The sequence below is a fragment of the Nocardiopsis sp. iso_186 genome (genome assembly GCF_056173365.1).
This window is the reverse complement of sequence record NZ_CM149670.1, coordinates 1,453,632-1,471,475: the sequence shown is the minus strand read 5'-3', so window position 1 is coordinate 1,471,475 and position 17,844 is coordinate 1,453,632. Positions and strand designations below refer to the sequence as shown.

Here is a 17,844-nt window from a genome sequence, read left to right as displayed (position 1 = left end):
CACGCTGCATCATTATGGCTGCGGACGGGGCTGTCCGCCCACAGTACGGCGGTGGTGCTTGCGCCCCGGATACGGGAACCATGGACCGATCGTGAACCGTCCCGGGTCCACCACCGGGGAACACCGGCACAAACGTGCGGGCCGGGGTCTCCCTTGAGGAAGAACCACCAGCCCGCACCGAGACCACGATCGAGTACGTAGCGCCTGGACTAGTCCAGGTAGTCGCGCAGCACCTGGGAACGCGACGGGTGCCGCAGTTTCGACATGGTCTTGCTTTCTATCTGGCGGATCCGCTCGCGGGTCACGCCGTAGACCTTGCCGATCTCGTCGAGCGTCTTGGGCTGGCCGTCGGTCAACCCGAACCGCATGGACACCACACCGGCCTCGCGCTCGGAGAGCGTGTCGAGAACCGAATGCAGTTGCTCCTGCAACAGGGTGAAACTGACCGCTTCACCAGGCTGGATCGCCTCGGAGTCCTCGATCAGGTCACCGAACTCGGAGTCGCCGTCCTCGCCCAGCGGGGTGTGCAGCGAGATCGGCTCGCGGCCGTACTTCTGCACCTCCACGACCTTTTCCGGAGTCATGTCGAGCTCCTTGGCGAGCTCCTCCGGAGTGGGCTCCCGGCCCAGGTCCTGCAACATCTGACGCTGCACCCGGGCCAGCTTGTTGATGACCTCCACCATGTGCACCGGGATGCGGATGGTGCGGGCCTGGTCGGCCATGGCGCGGGTGATCGCCTGGCGGATCCACCACGTGGCGTAGGTGGAGAACTTGTAGCCCTTGGTGTAGTCGAACTTCTCCACTGCGCGGATCAGCCCGAGGTTGCCCTCCTGGATGAGGTCCAGGAAGAGCATGCCCCGGCCGGTGTAGCGCTTGGCCAGCGAAACGACCAGCCGCAGGTTCGCCTCGAGGAGGTGCTTCTTGGCGCGACCACCGTCCTCGGCGATCCACTCCAGCTCGTCGCGACCGTCGAAGTCGAGGGTCTCGGCCTCGTCGGCCAGCTTCTCCTCGGCGAACAGACCGGCCTCGATGCGCTTGGCCAGCTCCACCTCCTGCTCGGCGTTGAGCAGCGGGACCTTGCCGATCTGCTTGAGGTAGTCCTTGACGGGGTCGGCGGTCGCCCCGGCTGCGACGACCTGCGCGGCGGGGGCGTCATCGTCGTCGTCGTAGAGGACGAAGGACTCGTCCTCGGAACTGGTGGAGGTCTTCTCGGGCGTACCGCCCTTGCCGGTCTTGCCGACGGGGCCGGCAACGATCTTCTCCGGAACCTCTTCGGTGTCCTCGACCAGTTCGAGGTCGGCGGTACCCTCCTCGAAGTCCTCGGTCGCCTCGGTCGCCTCGAGGTCGATGTCCTCGTCCTCGGCGGCGAGAACGACGTCGTCGTCCTTGGTCTTCTTGGCCGGGCCCTTGGCCGCGGTCTTCTTGCCGGCTGCCGCCCGCTTCGCGGGAGCGGCCTTGGTGGTGGCCGTCTTGGCTGCACGCTTCTTGGGCGCGGCTGCCTTGGCGGGGGTTTCCCCCGCGTTGACGACGGCGGTCACCGTTTCGGGCTGCTCCTGAGCCGCTGCCGCACGCTTGGCGCGTGTGGTGGAGGTGGCAGCAGCGGTACGCGGGGCAGCGGCCTTGCGTCGCGTGGACTTGCGCCGGGTCGGCGCGGACTCTGCCGCTCCGACGACGAGGGTCACGCCTTCCTTGGTCAAGCTGCGGAGCACAGCTTGCGCCTGCGACATCGGAATGTCGGCCTCTTCAAACGCACGGCGCACGTCCTCGGGCTCAAGGTACCCCTGGGACCGCCCACGCTCGATCAGCTGCTGGATGACGGGCTCTTGCAGCGACTCCGGCTGCTTAGAGCGGGTCGAACTGGCAGGTGACACAAACACCTCTCGAACGGACGTGTGGCGAGATTGCTGGACTCGACGACCCGAGGAGTCGGGAAGGAAGGTGCTTCGCATTCCTGGCTCAAGCCCGAGAACACCCCGCGCGTGCGGGGAACCACTGAGTTTTCCTCGTTGAGCGTATGCGCCTTCTCTAGCGCTTCGGCACATCTGCCCAGTAAGGTTTTCACCGCGGGTCATGCCGTTCCGCGGATGAAACGCCCCTGTGGTCGGGTTTCGGATCATCCCCGCGCTTGGCGGGGACCACTCTGGATCTTTGAATCCCACCTTGGACAAGGTGGACGTGTTCTTCACTGACCTATCTACCGGCTGCTCACGCGACCTAGTCCCGCTCTGCAGGCACGTGGACAGCGAGCAAGGTTACATCGTCATCCTGCTCGTACCCCGTGAGCATCCTCTCCACAAGGTACTTGAGGATTTTCTGTGGATCGCCCACCACCTCCGCCGGTGCTTGCGACGCTACGGTAACAAGTTCGTCGAGACCCGCTCCCGCGGAACGCTTGCGGTTCTCTACTAGTCCATCGGAATAGAGGACGGCAGTGTTACCGGGTGGCACGAAAAAATTATGGTGCTCTCGGGGAAGCGGCACGCCGAGCGGAGTGGATTTGTCCATCTCCAGCAGTTGCGGGGTCGCGTCCGGGGCGATGAGCAGGGCGGGCAGGTGGCCGGCGTTGCCGAGATGCCCTCGGCCGGTCTCCGGGTCCAGGACGAAATAGATCAGCGTCGTGATCTGGTCTTCACTCTCCGTCGCATCGAACATCCGGTCCAGGCCGGTCAGCACATCGGCCGGCTCGGGCATGCTGAAGGCCAGCGCACGCAGGGCGTTGCGTACCCGGCTCATGCCGGTTGCCGCCTTGATGCCCTTGCCCATGACGTCGCCGAGCACTCCGGCCACCCGGCCGTCGGCGAGCCTGAAAGCGTCGTACCAGTCGCCGCCGACCTGGACGTACTTGGTCCCGGGATTGTAGAGCTGGGCGAACTTGATGCCCCGAACATCAGGGAGCGCCTCGGGCAGCAGACTGTTCTGCAACGCCTCCGCCGTGCTGTGCTCCCGCTCGTAGAGCGTTGCGCGCTCCAGCGCCAGTGCACACTGGCCGGCGAGCGCTTCGAGGAAGACTTTCTCCTCGTCGGAGATCTCGCGCTCCTCACGGAAGGCGAAACGCAGCGCTCCCAGTGGTCGGCCTGCGCTCATGAGCGGCAGCGCCACCCAGGCCCGCTCATCGGTGTGCGCGATGTATGCCGAGGCGTTCTCGTGCTCCTCCATCAGTTCCAGGAACGCCTCGGGCGACTCCGCGATGATCGGGCGCCCCTCACGGACCGCAAGGGTCATGGTGCTGAGGAATTCCAGCCCGACCTCGCTGGGCGGCGCACCGGGGACGTCGGGAATGCCGTCGGGGTTGAGCAACTGCAAGCGCAACCGCTCCCGGTCGAGCATGGCCACAGCGGTGCGAAACACCCCCACCGCGGTGTCGCCGATCTCGGTCATGACCCGCACCACCTGGTTGACGGTCAGCGCCTCGGCAAGGTCCGAGGTGGCCTTTTGCAAGCGCACCGTACGCATTGCGGCCTTCTCCAACTGCTGGGTGAGGCGCTGGCGAACCTCTTCGGCGTCGCGCTGGGTGGTGACGTCCGCGTGCGTACCGACCCACTCCAGGATCTGCTCGCCACGGACCAACGGCACCGCACGGGAGTGGTAGTGGCGGTACTCGCCGGAACGGACGCGAACCCGGAAGGTGGCGTCGTAGATGGTGCGGTCCTCGATGGCGTCGCCCCAGGCCAGCTCGGCGCGTTCCAGATCGTCGGGGTGCAGTGCGGACAACCAGCCGCGGGAGAGGTACTCCTCCTCGGACTGGCCGGTGACAGCACGCCACTCCGGGCAGTCCTCGTGGGCACGACCGTCGGGCGCGGCTGCCCATACGATCTGGTTTCCCGCTTGGAGCAGAGCACGGTAACGCTCCTCGCTGCGGCGCAGCGTGACCTCGGCCTTGTGTCGCTCGCTGATGTCCACAGCGATGAGCGCGGCTCCGGTGATCTCGCCCTCGATTCCGTAGGCGGGGAACCACGACATCGCCCAGTGACGGTCGTCGTCCGGTTGATTGGGGGTGCCCCCGATGAGGTGGTGGTCGCTGGTGACCACTGCCTCTCCCGCCAGCACCGCAGCCAGCGCGCTCTCGTGGGCCGCGGCGTCGGAGGAGCCCAGGATCTCGGTGGGGGTGCAGCCGTGGCAGTCCTCGGAGGCCAGGCCGTAGATCGCGGCGAGGGTGCGATTGACCCGCTGGAAACGCGAGTCCGGGGTGAAGAAGGCAAACCCGATGGGCGCCTCTTTCAGGAGGGTTTCCAGCAGCGCGGCGTTGACCGGATTCAGCTGGGAGAACCGGGGAGGCGGAACGGACGTCTCGGTGCTCATTCGTGACACCTCCGGGGTCCTTTCCCCGTCGTTGGAGGGGGGCTTCGGGCTATCGAACGCCGGCAGCATAACGAACATCGCCTCATCTACCAGAGGTGCGGTCCGCCCCCAGCGTCACGGGGGACCGGCCTGTGATTGCGGTGACCACTCCTGATTCCCCGCCTGAAGGCCCAGGCGCCAAGGCGCGTCGGGTGTCCGTAGACCCTCCCGAGTTAACGGCACCACCTGCAACCGCACCGGCCAAGCATAGGCCACCTCGGCTTAACGCCGCCGGGTCACTCCAGGTTGAAAGCCCGATGCGATCGCGGAAAGTAAAGAATATGCGTTAACAGTCTTACATGCGGAAGGTTCGACCATTTCGGTCAACCTTTTCGGCCACCAAGCGCGAACTATCCGGACAAAATACCCGGTAGGACTGGTGATCGCCACAGATTCCACGATGACCGAAAGTTGTTCGCGTGTGGCTTCCCCACCAGCGGCGACCTCGTCGCTAAGTTCGGAGCGCGGCCTCGTTGCCCCGGCATCGCCGGGGCAACGGCAGCCTCCGGCACCGCCGGACGTACCGCGCGTCGGACAGGGGCGAGACCACCGGTTGCCCAGTCCAAGGCAATGATCCTGGTCCAGTGTGTCCATGGCAACACCAAAGTTGGGCAAGAGCTCCGTTTCCAGGTCTTGACACCCTGATCCGACGTTGTGAAATGGATGGTGGTCACCGTCCAGGCCAACGCCAGAGGGGGCGTGAGCGCGGATGCTCAAGACGTACCAACCCGTTGACGTGCAACGGGTCACTGCCAGGTTGCATACCGAGTTCCAGGTGCTGCCGCAACGTTCGGTCGAACGTTGTGTGGCTGACACCTGGCGGTGTGCCGAACATCTCGGCTTCGAGGCAACCCCGGCACTCGTCGAACGAATCGCCCGGGAGCACCTGCGGGCCCTCATCAAGTCCGAACCCCCGTCAACGCCCCAGCCGCGCAACGGCGAGTTGAGCTAGCGAACGGGACGCGCGCGCCTCACCACCGATTCCCAGGGAGCGCGCCCCGACCGCCAAACCGGACACCCGGGCACGGCACGACTTTCCAGACACACAGCGGGCCTTGCCATACTCTCAATGGGTGCCCCTACCTCCCCACGGCCACGCGTCGGGGTCGGCGTCCCCGCCCGACGAGGTCTTCGCCGAAATGCTGCGTGCAGCACGCGCGCTACTGGCGATACGGCATCCGCTCGACGCCGAACTGGTCGTCAGCGAACTCTTGGGCGCCTGGCGGGCAAGCCGCATTCCCGGAGTCAACATCGAACAGGTCCTCGGCGAGGGCCTGCTGGACTACGCCCGACAGGCCGCCACCCCCGCAGCACTGGCACTACTCGCCGGCGTCGCGGCCCTGGGATCCTCCCACCGGCACCGTTCGGTGGCGATGCGCGGAGCGCGTTCATTGGTCGAGCAAGGGATCGCCCGCCCCACGTGGGGTGGCTCCCCCGCCCTTGCGCACCCCGTCGAAGCGCACCTGTCCAGGTCCAAGTTCGGCGACGCCGATGAACTCGTGTGCACCTTTCGCCGGGATCACGGACACGGTCCCGACGCAACCGAACACGCGCTGATCACCATCATCGACCACAACGCCGGCGGCATCCTGCGCGACGCCTGGGTGAGCACGAAGGTCAACCAGCTGCTCGAGCACTGTACCGAAGAGGCGAGCAGCGACCCGATGCGCAACTTCACCCAGATCAGCCACGAGCGGGCGCACACCCTGCTCACCTCCGCCCTGGAGCGCACCGACCGCCTCGTCGCGGCGACACCCGACGAAGGACCGGGGTACGAACCCGCAGGCCCCCTTCTGGCGCTGCTCCCCCTCATCCGGGCCAGGGCGCGTACGCTCCCCCGCGAACAACCGGGCCGTTCGGGTGCGTGGCGACGCGATCGTCGTGCAACCCTCGCAGCGCGGTTTCTTGCCTCCAGCGCTGCGTCGGACCTCTCCGACAGCTACGCCGCCAGCAGGTGCGCCGATCACATCATCGACTACGGTTGCGACGCCGACTTCGGCCGGCCGCTGCGGATGAGTCCGCGCAAGGTGGACGCCTTCATGCTGAACTGGCTACCCCGTCGCGTGGTGCTGCTGCCGGAGGAACAGGAGGCGATGCCGCACGTGCTTGCTGCCTGGATCCGCTGGGCCGGACCGTTCCAGGGGCTCCCCGAGATCGCACTGCACGCCACAGTGGACGCGGTGTGGGAGGCGACCGCGGTCTTCTCCCGCTCCTACTGGGACCCCTCGTCCGCCTTCGGTCTGCGCCGCGAGGTGATGAGACGGCTGTTGCCCGACGGCGACCTCGCAGCCCTTCCCCGTCGTATGTTCGCCTTCCCGCTGCTGGCGGGGGATCTGCTGAGCGAAAACGACGGGGATTTCGACCCCACCACTGCGGCGGGGCGTCGCGCCCTGCTGCTCCTGGACCATTTCGGTGCCTATGACGATCCGCGCCCGGCACGGGGCCGGCACTCCGCCGGCGAGGAGGCGAGGCACGATCGTCAGGAGGTGGACGAGGAGGCTGTGGCCGCGCACGAACGACTGGCCGACCGACTGTGGCGAGGCGATCCGGCCAACCTGTGGAGCGCGGCGCAGCGCCTGCTGGACCGTGGGCACACCCGGCCGGCGGTACTGGAGTCGCTCTTGGACGCCATCGCCGAAGCCGAGGATGAGGAGTCGCTGAGCAAGGGGTTGGACGAGCTCTGACCTGAGCGGTCACGACTCCACCGGCGCGGGGCACGGCCGCCGGGCCGCTGCTGCACACGGCGGGGCCCGCACCGGCGGGGCGACGGGTCAGTCGGTGGCGAGACCCCGAAGGACGCCGGGGACCTGTTCGCTGGCCTCCTTCACGTCCTTGACGGTGTCCACACCGCGCCAGAAGCCGTCGATGCGGTAGCCGAAGAGGCGGCCCTGTTGCGCGAGTTCGGGGAAGGTACTGGACTCGTGGTCGCCCTTGACCGGCAGCAACGGAGTGGTACCGGACTCGAAGATGTAGACGCCCGCGTTGATCCAGAACGGCAGCAGCGGGCTCTGGGTGAACCCCTCGACCAGCCCGCTGTCGGTGACGTCCACGATGCCCCAGGTGGTGCGGTACTGGGCCAGCGCCAGGGTGACCAAGCCGCCCTGCTCCCGGTGGTAGGTGGTGAACTCGTCCAACGGGAACCAGGTCAGGACATCGCCGTTGAGGGCGAAGTAGGGGGCTGTGTCGTCTTCGAGGCCGGAGGCGGCGAAGCGCAGCGCGCCGCCGCGGCCCAGCGGCTCGTCTTCGACCAGGAGCGTGACCTCGGGCCCATGGTCACGGGCCGTCAGGTGCTCGCGCAGCACCTCGGCCTTGTACCCACAGGACACCACCACGTGTTCGACACCGTGCCGGGCAAGCCATTCCAATTGGTAGTCAACGATCGGCCGGCCGGCGACCTCGACCATGGCCTTGGGACGGGTGTCGGTGTAGGGACGCAGGCGGGTGGCCTGGCCTCCGGCCAGGATGACGGCCTGGCGAATGGGCTCGCTGGAACGACTCATGAGCGGACCCTAGCAGTGGGCGGCTCTTTCTCCGCCGAACTCCGAAAGGCGCCGGCCGCACCGGCCCGCCCCCGCAGTACGCTCGGCCGTACCGGGCGCATCCCGCCGGTGTGGGCAGGCTAGCGCTGAGTGATCTCCGAATAGGCTTCGCGCAGGTTGACGCTGGTCACCGTGGTCAACTCGGCTGCGCTCAAGTCAGCGCCGATCCCTTCGGACACGCGCAGGTCCCGGTAGGAGCACGCCTTCTCGAACAGGGAACGGGCGAATCGGCCGTTGCCGAACTCGTCGATCCAACCGCCGTCGCACACGTAGCCGAAGATCTGGAGCAGGTCCTCGCGGGCCTCGCCGTCGAAGAGGTCCCCGGTCTGGTCGGCCACCAGTTCGGCGATCTCGGTCAGTTCCGTGGGCGAGTAGCTGGGGAAGGCCACCCTGACGTTGAAACGCGAGGAGAGGCCGGCGTTGCTGGTGAGGAAGCGGTCCATGTCCGCCGGATAACCGGCGAGCACGATGACCAGTCGGGAGCGATCGTCCTCGGCCCGCTTGAGCAGCGTCTGGATGGCCTCTGCGCCAAACGCGTCGCCTCCGCTGTACCCCGGGTTGACCAGGGAGTACGCCTCGTTGACGAAGAGCACACCGCCCAGTGCCCGATCCACCACCTTGTTGGTCTTGACCGCCGTGGCGCCCAGGTGCTCGCCCACCAGGTCGGCTCGACCGACCTCGACGACGTCGGGGCGGTTGAGCAGCCCCAGGGACGCGAACACGCGGCCCAGGATGCGCGCCACCGACGTCTTACCGGTGCCCGGCGGGCCGGAGAAGACGAAGTGACGCATGGGGGGATGCGTACGCAGCCCCTGCCCCTGTCGCAGCTTGGCAACCTGCAACTGCGCCGCGATCGCTTTGACCTGCTGCTTGACCGGTTCCAGGCCGATCAGGGCGTCCAGTTCGGCAAGGGCCTCGGCGACATCGGGCGTCTTGGCGAAGCCGGGGAGGCGCGCGGTCAGCTCGTCATAGGCGGCGGCGACGTCTGCTGCGCGCACCGTCACGAGGTCGTGGGCCTCGGGCCGCCCTTCGGTCCCATTCGTGGTCACCACCCGCACGTCCCTGGCCTCGGCGGCCTTCTCCACCAGGGAGCGGGCGAACCGACCGTTCCCCAACACGTTGACCGCACCCTGGCGTTCGACCTGGTCGAGTCGCAGCCGCAGTTCGGGGCGGGCGGGACCGTCCAGGACGTCGCCGCGCTGATCGAAAAGGGCCTCGGCAATGCGCTGCAACTCGTCCGGGGAGTAGCTGGGGAAAGTGACGCGGGTGGCGAACCGTGAGGCAAGACCGGGGTTGGAGGCGAGGAAGCGGTCCATCTCCTCGTGGTACCCGGCGAGGATGACCACGAGGTTGTCGCGATCGTCCTCGGCCCGCTTGAGGAGTGTCTGCACCGCTTCGTTGCCGAACCGGTCCGGCTGGCCATCACCATCGTTGACCAGGGAGTACGCCTCATCGATGAACAGCACACCGCCCAATGCCCGATCCACCAGCTCGTTGGTCTTGATGGCGGTTGCTCCGAGGTACTCGCCCACGAGGTCGGCGCGCTGGGCTTCGACCACGCGGGGTGAGGGCAGCAGGCCGAAGGAATGGAAGATGGTGGCCAGGGTGCGGGCCACGCTGGTCTTGCCGGTGCCGGGGGGACCGGAGAAGACGAGGTGGCGCAGGGGCTTGTCCACGACGTATCCGGCATCGGCGCGCAGCCGGGCGGCTTCGATCGATGCAGCGATGGCCCTGACCTGCTGCTTGACCGGGTCCAGACCAATCATCGCCTCCAACTGGGCGAGCGCCTCGTGGACCGGGACCGGCTCTTGGGGATCGGTGTCGGTACCGGTCTGTGTCCCGGGCCCGCTGTGCGAGCGAAGCCGGTCCTGTGGGGCGCCGCGGTGGTCGGAGGAACCGGTGTGGCCGCCGGAAGGCTGGTACTTGCGCATCTCGGCGGTCAACCGCCGTCCGGCGACCGCCCGCCACAGCAGCGCGGCGAGGGCCGCCCCGACAGTGGTGAGGACACCCGCGGCCGGTGGAACGGCGTCGGTGATCATACTGGTCAGCGCCACGGCGAAGCCCAGGATCAGGCCGAGCAGCAACGAGAGCAGCGTCGTGTGCCAGACCGGGAAAGCGGTGATCCTGGTGGCGATCAACGAGACCGCCAACGGCAGGACCGGCAACAGGAGCAGGATGGGCGCCGGCCCGAGCGACATCAGGAACAGTGGGTAGGCGATGAGCACCCACAGCACGCACACGCCGGCGGTGGCGATGGCGGCCGAGGAGCGCATCAGTGCCGCGAACAAGCCGAGAAGCATGAGTGCCACGGCCAGTCCGGAAAGGACCGGGAATCCGGCGACGAAGGCCACCAGCGCCGCGGCGACCAGCACTCCCAGGCCGGCGAGCAAACGGGTCTGGAGCGGAAGACGATCGTAGGCCGCGCGTATCCGCTGCAGCGAGGACGCCTTAGGCCGCTGTGCGGCCCGGGGTTCGTGCTCGCGCCCCAATTGGCTGCCCCCTCGTGTCTTTCGCTTGTCGGCCCCCGAGGTGCCGCACGGATACGGCAGTTCGTGTTGATCCCATACTGCCGCCTGCGAAGCGGGTTTCGTAAGGAGTGCCCCGCGTGTCGCGTGGCGGACCGCGGTCTAGAGCAGGCTCAGCTGGCCGCCCGGCGCAGACCGGAAGGTGCGCAGGTGTTGCCATTTGGGCAGGTCATCGAGATAGGCCCACGACATCCGGTGGTACGGGGTCGGGCCGAGATCGGCGAGGGTGGCGCGGTGGAGGGGGGAGGGATAACCGGCCGCGCTCGCGAAACCATACCCCGGGTACTCCTCGTCCAGGGCCGCCATCATCGTGTCGCGCTCCACTTTCGCCAGGACCGAGGCAGCCGCGACGGTCACACAGGTGAGGTCGGCCTTGATCTGGGTGCGCACCTGCCACGGGCGGCCGAGAAAGTCGTGCTTGCCGTCCAGGATGACGCTGTCGGGCCGCTCGGCGAGACCGTTGAGTGCCCGGGTGGCGGCCAGGCGCAACGACTCGGTCATACCGAACTCGTCGATCTCAGCGGGTTCGGCCCGGCCGAAGGCGTGGTCGCGGACCCAGGGGCGTACGAGGTCGGCCATCGCCACCCGGCGCTTGGGGCTGAGCCGCTTGGAGTCGGTGAGCCCCGCGGGTGCGGGCGAACCATCGGTGACGGCGGCACAGACAAGGACCGGGCCGGCCCAGGCTCCCCGTCCGACCTCGTCCACTCCAGCGATCAACGTGGCGCCGTGCTCGGTCAGCTCTCGCTCGAGCTCGTAGGTCGGCGGGGCGACCCGGCTGCGAGCCGGGCGGGAAAGGTCTGCCATCCGGCCAAGAGTAGTGCCGATCACTGCCCGCGCACCGCCAGGTCCCGGTAGAGGGCGTAGGCGACGTCCACCTCCGCGCCCATGAACCAGGTCAGGGCCACTACCGCAAGGAAGGAAACCGTTTCGCGGACGAAGGCCCCGGCAAGGGCCGCAACGGAGACGAAACCGCCGAACCAGGTACTGAGCGCGGCCACCGCGATCGTCTACGCGGATGCGCCCCCACCACTCGGCCGGCTCCGCCCTGCCGGCAAAGGACGCGTGGTACCGCTTCGACCGGAGGTCGATGAGCTGATCGACTTCGTCGCTGATCCGCTCCACCAGCTCCCTCCGCGAGGACGTCGTCGTAGTCGGTGCCCGTTCGCGTGGGGCGTGCACCAAGCAACGAAGCTCTGCGTCTGCTGCTTTTTCGCTCGTCCTCATGACCAACGCGTCGCGCATCCCGGACGGTTCGCCGCTTGCGCGCTCCCGTTGCGGTTTTCCGACAAGTACCGCGTGTGACACAGAGGAACCGTCCATTACTTTGGGTAACTTCGGTCTCACCTTGACCTGAGCGAACCGATATGAGGCCGAGATGGGCGTGACCCGTATGGCGCTGTACGACGCCGCCGCGCTGGCCGCGCGGATGGGCCTGGGAGCGGTTCTCGCCGCGCACGCGCTGCTGAGACTGCCGGCGGATCCGACCACGGCGGCCGTGGGGCCGGACGCGGGGATGCCGCTGCCCGAGGTGGTCGCACAGGCGTTGCCCTACCTGGAGCTCTCCGGCGGGGTCGCGATCACTGTCGGATTGCTGACACCGATCGCCGGAATCAGCGTGGCGATTGCCATGGGCGGAGCCCTTTTACTCGGAGCATCCGACGACGCGCTCCCTCCCGCCAAGGACCTGCTCCCCATCGCCGCAGAACATCCTTATGTAATGACAACGGCACTGCTCAGTGTGCTTGTCGCGGTGAATCCCGGACGGGTCACCATGGATCGCTGGTTGTTCGGCCGACGAGGCGGCCCGGCCCGCTCCGAGGACCGGGAAGGCACCGGCGGATCGGCCAAGCGGCCCGACCAAGCCCCGCCACTCCCTTATTCTGAGGAGCAGGTCACTACGAGGCGGCCGTCGCGCGCGTCAACCGCGCCCCGACCCACTTAGCAGCCGACCTGGTCACTGTCGTCGTCGTAATCTCTTTGTTGGGGGCTTCCTCATGTCCGCCGCCAGTCCCGGACCCGTTGGTACTCCGCAGACCGGAGAAACCTCGACAGCGGACGAGGACTCGGTCGCCAAACTCATCGAGATCGCCCGGAAACCGACTGTCGGTCAGCGGCTCATCTCCTGGGCCTCGCGCCCGCCGGGCCGTCTCTACCTGTCCTGCTGCGTGATCGTTGCACTGGTTCTGCTGTACGAGGACAGTGTGCCCGGCGGCCACCTGCCCAGTTTCGTGATCGGCATGGGGGGCGGTGGCCTGCTGGCCGCGATGGGTGCGCTGCGATTGGGCATGGCACTGTCCATCGCCCGACCGATCATCCGACGGCACTGGCTGCGCTGGACCACCCCTCCGCTGATCGCGGCGGCCGCGATCGCGCTGTCCCTGACCGACGCCCCTTTGCAGGCGCGGGTCGAGGCTTCCAGCGAGGACCTGATGCAGGCGCGGACCCTGGTGGACGACACCGACTCCACACCGTTGAACGGTGAGTGGTTCGGGTTCTACCCATTGGAGTCGGCCTCGTTCAATGAGGGCGTCACGCTGTTCACCGTCGAGGACGCGGGCCTGTTCCGCGAGTCCGGTCTGGCCTACAGTCCGGACCCGCTGCCGACCGACGTCTTCGTCCCGGGCCACCGCGGCCTGGTCTACGAGCACGTCTTCGGCCCCTGGTACTCCTGGACCAGCTACTGATGGACGCCGAGCGGGGTGCGGGGAGGCCCCGCCCGCGGGTCCGGACGCTGCTCTGGCGTACGGCGGCGGCCGCGGTCGCCCTCCTTCTCGTTGCGGCCCTCGCGTTCACCTGGTGGGCCTGCTCCCCCTATCGCGCCGAGCCCGCACCGCTGCGAGCGGCCGAGGAGCTCTCCGGGGTCGCGGTGGAGCGGCTCGCGGACGCCGTCGTGATCACGCCGACCGCAGGGAACTCGGACACCGGTGTCGTCTTCTATCCGGGAGCACGCGTGGAACCGGACGCCTACGTGGCCGCGTGGGCGCCGATCACCGCCGCGACCGGGGTGACCGTGGTCCTGCCCGAGCTCCGTCTCAACCTGGCGGTGCTGGACGTGAACCGGGCCGACAGCGCGGTGACAGCCGCACCGGAGGTCGCCACCTGGTACGTCGGTGGCCATTCCCTGGGCGGGGCGATGGCGGCCTCCTACCTCGGTGGTGGTTCTCCCGGTATCGATGCCGCGGGGTTGGTGCTCTGGGGCTCCTACGCGACCGAAGGTGCGCACCTTGCCGGCCGAACGGATCTGCGCGTGCTGTCGGTGGGCGGGGGACGGGACGGACTGTCAACCCCGGAGAAGGTGACCGCCAACCGCGCGAACCTTCCCCCGGGTGCCGAGACGGCCACCATTGCGGGGATGAACCACGCCCAGTTCGGGGCCTACGGCCCCCAGGCGAGGGACAACACCGCCGACATCTCCACCGCGCTGGCGCACGAACGACTGGCCGAGGTGACCGGGGATTTCCTCGCAGCGGGGTGAGCGACGTCCGCCGCCTCCTCACCTTCCCTTAACCGGCGAAGGGTACATAGAGGACATCGGGTCGGGACGGACGGGGAAGACGATGGCTGAATTCATGCGCACGCTCCACCTACGCATCCACGACGCGGTGGAGTCCCTTCGCCGGGCCCACCGCAGCGGCGACGAAGAACTGGTGATCGGCCAGGCCGGGGAGATCGAGGACCTGGTGGAGATCGCCGCCAGGCACGGAGTGGACATCGACGGCGGCTATCAGGAACTGACACGCGCCACCTGATCCCCCGGGCAAGAAGGAAGGAGGGGGACCCCAGTGGGGTCCCCCTCCTTGTGCAACGGTCGAACTGCGGCTTGCGAAGGTCAGCGGCGGTTGTTCTTGCGGCCGTAGCCCTCGCCCTGCTGGAACTGCTGCTGCATCGCCTGCTGCTGCTCCTTGGTGTACTGCTCCTGAAGCTGCTGCTGACGCTGAGCCGCCGAACCCACCGCCCCCTGGACCTGCTGGAAGACGTCGGAGGACTCCGCCGAGGCGACCAGCTTGGCCGCGTTCTTGGCGCCCGACCGCTTCTTCCCCTCCCCCAGGGTGGGGAGCAACTGGGCCAACAGGAGCGTGGACAGCGCCGAGGTGTCACCCGAACCGGCGTCGGTCCGCACCACGACCGGAGTGGGTGCACTCTCGGCGAGCTTGGCTCCGACGTCCAGCCGACGCCGCGCGAGCTCGTACTGCAGCACGGCGCGGTTGTCGCGGTAGGAGGTGGCGAGGCGGCCCTGCGCCTTGGCCTCGTTGCTGGCGGCGACCAGGTCGGCCCGCCCCTGCGTCTCGATCTCGTAGCGCACCCGCTGCGCCTCGGTCTCCTGCTCCTCGAGCATCTGGGCGACGTCCTTGCGCGCCTTGTTCAGCGCGGCGTTGACCTCGACGATCTTGGCGTCACGGGTCTTCTTGGAACGCTCGATGTCCATGAGGAGGGTGTCGATGCGCCGCTTGCGGGTGAGCTCCCATTCCTGCTCGTAGGCCACCAGCTCCTTGGAGACCCGTTCCCGGGTCGCCAGGTGCTGCTGGTACTGGTTGGGCAGCTGGACGTCGGGGATGTTGCACCCCCTGATCTCCACGCCGTACCGGCTGAGCTGGCGGTTCAGCAGTCCCTGCATGTCGGCCACGTCGGAACCGCGCAGATCGAAGGCGTTCTCGGTCTGCACCTGCCGGCTGCGCTGGCGGATGGCGTCCTGCACCGCGTTGGACAGCACCAGGTCGAAGTTGCTGGCGCCGATGGTGCGGATGAAGGCGGTGGCATTGGTGATCTTGAACTTGAGGAAGAACTCGATCGACTTCAGTGGCACGTTCTCATGCGTGGGGCATGCCAGGACCGGCGCGTTGTAGGGGATCTCGGTGGAGGTGTCCACCACGAAGTCCACCCGTGCCCACGGGTGCCACAGGTAGTGGCGTCCGGGGGCCAGCTCTCCCACGACCTTGCCGAACTTGGTGAGGACGCCCGTGGTGCCCTGCTCAATCTCCACGATGGAGGAGCGCCACCACCACAGCAGCCCGAGCAGGATCGAGGCGAGCCCCAACAACAGCGAGGGGATCGCTACGACGGGCGCCATGATGGTCTCGGCGAACACCGCGGCGAAGAGTGCGGTGAGGATCAGATAGAAACCGATCCATACCAGGGAGAGCCATTTGAGGCCGCGCCCGTCCCGCGGGATGACGACGGGCACGAGGGACCCTTGGTCACCGCCGCGCAGCAACCGGGCGATGTCGCCCCAAGAAGCCAGTGACTCCTTGATGTGCGAGGATCCCCGGCCGTGCGGTGTCTGCTGGCTCATCTACTCTCCTCCCGTGTTGGGTCCGGTCTGCCCCGGATTGGGCCATGGCTGGGGCGGTCCCGAGGGCGGCGGGAAGGCGTCGGGATAGGACGGCTCGCCGGTGAGCGGCTGGCCGTAGGGAGCGGCCGGAGCCTGGGGGCCGGAGTCCTGGGGGGCGTCCTGCTCCCCGTTGAGGCGCTGGTCGATGGCGTCGTCGGCGACCGACTGGCGGATCTCTTCGACCCGGTCGGCCCCAGGGACGTCGGCGGCGTCGGCCGGGTCGGGGCGCTCGACGGTGGTGGCGCCGACCTCCAACAGTTCCGCGATCTCGTCCTCCCGGGAGGAGATGCGCTCGGAGATGTCGGCGAGTCGGCCGCGGACCTCGGCCATGTCGGCATCGGAGAACAGCAGCTCGTCGGTGCTGCCGATGATCTGGCGGGCCACCTCCAGGAAGTTGATGCTCGCCGCGTCGGCCGCACCGATCTGAACCACCTGGGGCAGGCTCTCGGCAACCGATTCCAACTTGTCGAGAAGATCCTGCTGGAAGCGGTAGTTGAGGATCTCGGGAGCCTCTGCGGCGCTGACGGCACGAATATCCAGAGCCTGCGCCTCGAGGAGCGCGGCATTGGCGTGCGCGCTGCTCTCGGCCTCGACGAAGCGCTGACGGGCGAGCGCGCGGGCGCGGTTGGTCTCGCGTTCGAGAGCGGTGTCCATCTGCGCCTGGTACTGGGCGATGTCGGCCTGGATGGCGGAGAGGGTCTCGTTCAGGGAGGCGAGTTCCTTGTTGAGGTCACCCTCGTTCTGCTCTTTGCGCAGCTGAAGCTCGTACTCGTAGGTGTAGGCCTCTTTGGCCACCCGCACCATCTCCGGTGCCGCGAGGTCCATCCGGTAGTCCTGGCTGGAGGGCTCGGCGTGCGTGATGTTGGCGTTGGTGAGCTCGACCGCGGGCGAGAACTGCTGGTTGAGCTGGTCCAACAACCGGGCGGTGTTCTCGCCGACCAGGTCGTAGATGTCCGATGCCTGCTGGTCGTAGATGAGGCTGCGCGTGGTCTCGCTGATGGCGTTGTTCAGCTTGTCCTGGAACCCCTGCACCGCGCCCAGGGTGAAGATGAACTCCTTGGGGTCGCGGATACGGAACTGCAGAAAGAGGTTGACCGAGGCATTCACGCCGCTCTTGGTCGGTGCTTCACGGATGGGGGCGTTGAAGGGGTATTCCCGCGTCGTGTTGACGATGTAGGAGACACGCTTCCAGGGGTTGAAGAGAGTGACCCGGCCGGGGCCGTGGACGTCCTCCAACTTGCCGAACTTGGTGATCAGGGCTTCACAGCCCTCGGGGATCATCACCATTCCCTGGCGCCACCACATCAAGACGCCGACCAGGACCACGACCAGCCAGTAGTGCGGGCCGAAGAACAACAGGGTGGCGTTGGGGATGAACCAGGTGAAGGCGGTTCCCAGCACACCCAGGACGGTCAGCAGGGCGACCGGGACGACCGCACCGAGCGTACGGCCGCGCGGGATCACCATGGGGCAGATGACGTGGACGGAACCGCCCCGGTCCTGCTCGAATTTGCTGCGGTTGAGGACCTCTCCGGCGTTGCTGAGCGAGGAGGTCTGCTGCTCGATGCGGGTGCCCACCGAGGCTCCCTGGTCCCGCGCAGCCAGGAAGTCTCCGGGGTCGAGTCCGAATCCGTCCGAGGACTGCTTGAGGGCGTCGGTGACCGCTTGGCGCGGATCGCCCCCCTGGGCGACCGCTCCCGCGGCCCCGCGCACGGTCTGCGCAAAGGACATAGGCGAAGACTCCTTAGGTATCCGGCACTTGGGGTGACTGCCATTCCGACGTGCCTGACATCGGCACGGTTCCACAGCCCCTGGTCAGAGTCCTGGAATCTTCCCACAGGAATCCGGACATGCAGGTGGAGAGAAAGTAACCATCCGCTATCTGGATACCTGGTGCCCCTCTTCCACCGATAGCGGAGAAAGCACTACACGACAGTCGATACCGCTCTAGCCTCTTTACTCATGGGCCAGAACACGTACAGGACCGACCACGGAGGGTTGCCGGTGAAGGACGCGTACGGCATCGGAACCGGCCCGCCCGGCTGCCCGGGGACGACGGTGGCCGCTCTGGAGCGGGGCACGGTTCCGGGCCGCGGCTGGTCGTGGTCCTTCT

General features: G+C 67.5%; 14 protein-coding genes. 6 read left to right on the top strand and 8 right to left on the bottom strand.

The window, feature by feature from the left end; all coding sequences use genetic code 11:
• Positions 1-209: 209 nt before the first annotated feature.
• Entirely contained in the window at positions 210-1,871 is a 1,662-nt protein-coding gene (locus AC0VYP_RS06645) for an RNA polymerase sigma factor (protein ID WP_475473037.1), read from the bottom strand.
• A 343-nt stretch (positions 1,872-2,214) separates the two neighbouring features.
• The gene (locus AC0VYP_RS06640) at positions 2,215-4,299 is read right to left on the bottom strand and encodes a SpoIIE family protein phosphatase (RefSeq protein ID WP_475473036.1); all 2,085 of its coding nucleotides are present in this window, start codon (positions 4,297-4,299) and stop codon (positions 2,215-2,217) included.
• 748 nt (positions 4,300-5,047) lie between these two features.
• Here AC0VYP_RS06640 and AC0VYP_RS06635 point away from each other — a divergent pair.
• Positions 5,048-5,290, top strand: coding sequence for a hypothetical protein (locus tag AC0VYP_RS06635; RefSeq protein WP_285759394.1), 243 nt, complete (start codon positions 5,048-5,050; stop codon positions 5,288-5,290).
• 187 nt (positions 5,291-5,477) lie between these two features.
• Entirely contained in the window at positions 5,478-7,022 is a 1,545-nt protein-coding gene (locus AC0VYP_RS06630; protein ID WP_475473034.1) for a hypothetical protein, read from the top strand.
• A gap of 87 nt (positions 7,023-7,109) precedes the next feature.
• Here AC0VYP_RS06630 and AC0VYP_RS06625 read toward each other — a convergent pair whose 3' ends face one another.
• The 4 genes from AC0VYP_RS06625 to AC0VYP_RS06610 all read right to left on the bottom strand — a co-directional run bounded on the left by AC0VYP_RS06625 (position 7,110) and on the right by AC0VYP_RS06610 (position 11,400).
• Positions 7,110-7,838: a nucleotidyltransferase family protein gene (locus AC0VYP_RS06625; RefSeq protein ID WP_475473032.1), complete on the bottom strand. Its 729-nt coding sequence runs from the start codon at positions 7,836-7,838 to the stop codon at positions 7,110-7,112.
• A 119-nt stretch (positions 7,839-7,957) separates the two neighbouring features.
• Positions 7,958-10,366, bottom strand: a complete 2,409-nt coding sequence (locus AC0VYP_RS06620) for an AAA family ATPase (RefSeq protein WP_475473031.1) — start codon at positions 10,364-10,366, stop codon at positions 7,958-7,960.
• Positions 10,367-10,504: 138 nt separating this feature from the next.
• Positions 10,505-11,206, bottom strand: a complete 702-nt coding sequence (locus tag AC0VYP_RS06615; protein ID WP_285759391.1) for a ribonuclease HII — start codon at positions 11,204-11,206, stop codon at positions 10,505-10,507.
• Between the two features lie 20 nt (positions 11,207-11,226).
• Positions 11,227-11,400: a hypothetical protein gene (locus AC0VYP_RS06610; protein ID WP_285759388.1), complete on the bottom strand. Its 174-nt coding sequence runs from the start codon at positions 11,398-11,400 to the stop codon at positions 11,227-11,229.
• Between the two features lie 377 nt (positions 11,401-11,777).
• Between AC0VYP_RS06610 and AC0VYP_RS06605 the strand changes: the two genes are divergently transcribed.
• The 4 genes from AC0VYP_RS06605 to AC0VYP_RS06590 all read left to right on the top strand — a co-directional run bounded on the left by AC0VYP_RS06605 (position 11,778) and on the right by AC0VYP_RS06590 (position 14,151).
• On the top strand, positions 11,778-12,344 hold the full coding sequence (locus AC0VYP_RS06605; protein WP_475473029.1) for a DoxX family protein: 567 nt from the start codon (positions 11,778-11,780) through the stop codon (positions 12,342-12,344).
• Between the two features lie 52 nt (positions 12,345-12,396).
• Complete coding sequence (locus AC0VYP_RS06600; protein ID WP_285759386.1) at positions 12,397-13,086, top strand: hypothetical protein; 690 nt, start codon at positions 12,397-12,399, stop codon at positions 13,084-13,086.
• Entirely contained in the window at positions 13,086-13,877 is a 792-nt protein-coding gene (locus tag AC0VYP_RS06595) for an alpha/beta hydrolase (protein ID WP_475473026.1), read from the top strand. Before AC0VYP_RS06600 ends, AC0VYP_RS06595 begins: the two co-directional genes overlap by 1 nt.
• Positions 13,878-13,959: 82 nt before the next feature.
• Positions 13,960-14,151 (top strand): hypothetical protein, encoded by a 192-nt coding sequence (locus tag AC0VYP_RS06590; protein ID WP_285759383.1) that lies wholly within the window; start codon positions 13,960-13,962, stop codon positions 14,149-14,151.
• Between the two features lie 80 nt (positions 14,152-14,231).
• Here the strand turns inward: AC0VYP_RS06590 and AC0VYP_RS06585 are convergent, their stop codons facing one another.
• Positions 14,232-15,692, bottom strand: a complete 1,461-nt coding sequence (locus AC0VYP_RS06585) for an SPFH domain-containing protein (RefSeq protein ID WP_285759380.1) — start codon at positions 15,690-15,692, stop codon at positions 14,232-14,234.
• The gene (locus AC0VYP_RS06580) at positions 15,693-17,462 is read right to left on the bottom strand and encodes an SPFH domain-containing protein (RefSeq protein ID WP_475473024.1); all 1,770 of its coding nucleotides are present in this window, start codon (positions 17,460-17,462) and stop codon (positions 15,693-15,695) included.
• Positions 17,463-17,844: the final 382 nt, after the last annotated feature.

Bases quoted from the DNA above. Each gene is read 5' to 3' on its own strand.
- AC0VYP_RS06605 (WP_475473029.1), top strand. From the start codon at position 11,778: ATGGGCGTGACCCGTATGGCGCTGTACGACGCCGCCGCGCTGGCCGCG.
- AC0VYP_RS06625 (WP_475473032.1), bottom strand. From the start codon at position 7,838: ATGAGTCGTTCCAGCGAGCCCATTCGCCAGGCCGTCATCCTGGCCGGA.
- AC0VYP_RS06585 (WP_285759380.1), bottom strand. From the start codon at position 15,692: ATGAGCCAGCAGACACCGCACGGCCGGGGATCCTCGCACATCAAGGAG.
- AC0VYP_RS06630 (WP_475473034.1), top strand. From the start codon at position 5,478: ATGCTGCGTGCAGCACGCGCGCTACTGGCGATACGGCATCCGCTCGAC.
- AC0VYP_RS06600 (WP_285759386.1), top strand. From the start codon at position 12,397: ATGTCCGCCGCCAGTCCCGGACCCGTTGGTACTCCGCAGACCGGAGAA.
- AC0VYP_RS06635 (WP_285759394.1), top strand. From the start codon at position 5,048: ATGCTCAAGACGTACCAACCCGTTGACGTGCAACGGGTCACTGCCAGG.
- AC0VYP_RS06640 (WP_475473036.1), bottom strand. From the start codon at position 4,299: ATGAGCACCGAGACGTCCGTTCCGCCTCCCCGGTTCTCCCAGCTGAAT.
- AC0VYP_RS06615 (WP_285759391.1), bottom strand. From the start codon at position 11,206: ATGGCAGACCTTTCCCGCCCGGCTCGCAGCCGGGTCGCCCCGCCGACC.
- AC0VYP_RS06590 (WP_285759383.1), top strand. From the start codon at position 13,960: ATGGCTGAATTCATGCGCACGCTCCACCTACGCATCCACGACGCGGTG.
- AC0VYP_RS06595 (WP_475473026.1), top strand. From the start codon at position 13,086: ATGGACGCCGAGCGGGGTGCGGGGAGGCCCCGCCCGCGGGTCCGGACG.
- AC0VYP_RS06580 (WP_475473024.1), bottom strand. From the start codon at position 17,462: ATGTCCTTTGCGCAGACCGTGCGCGGGGCCGCGGGAGCGGTCGCCCAG.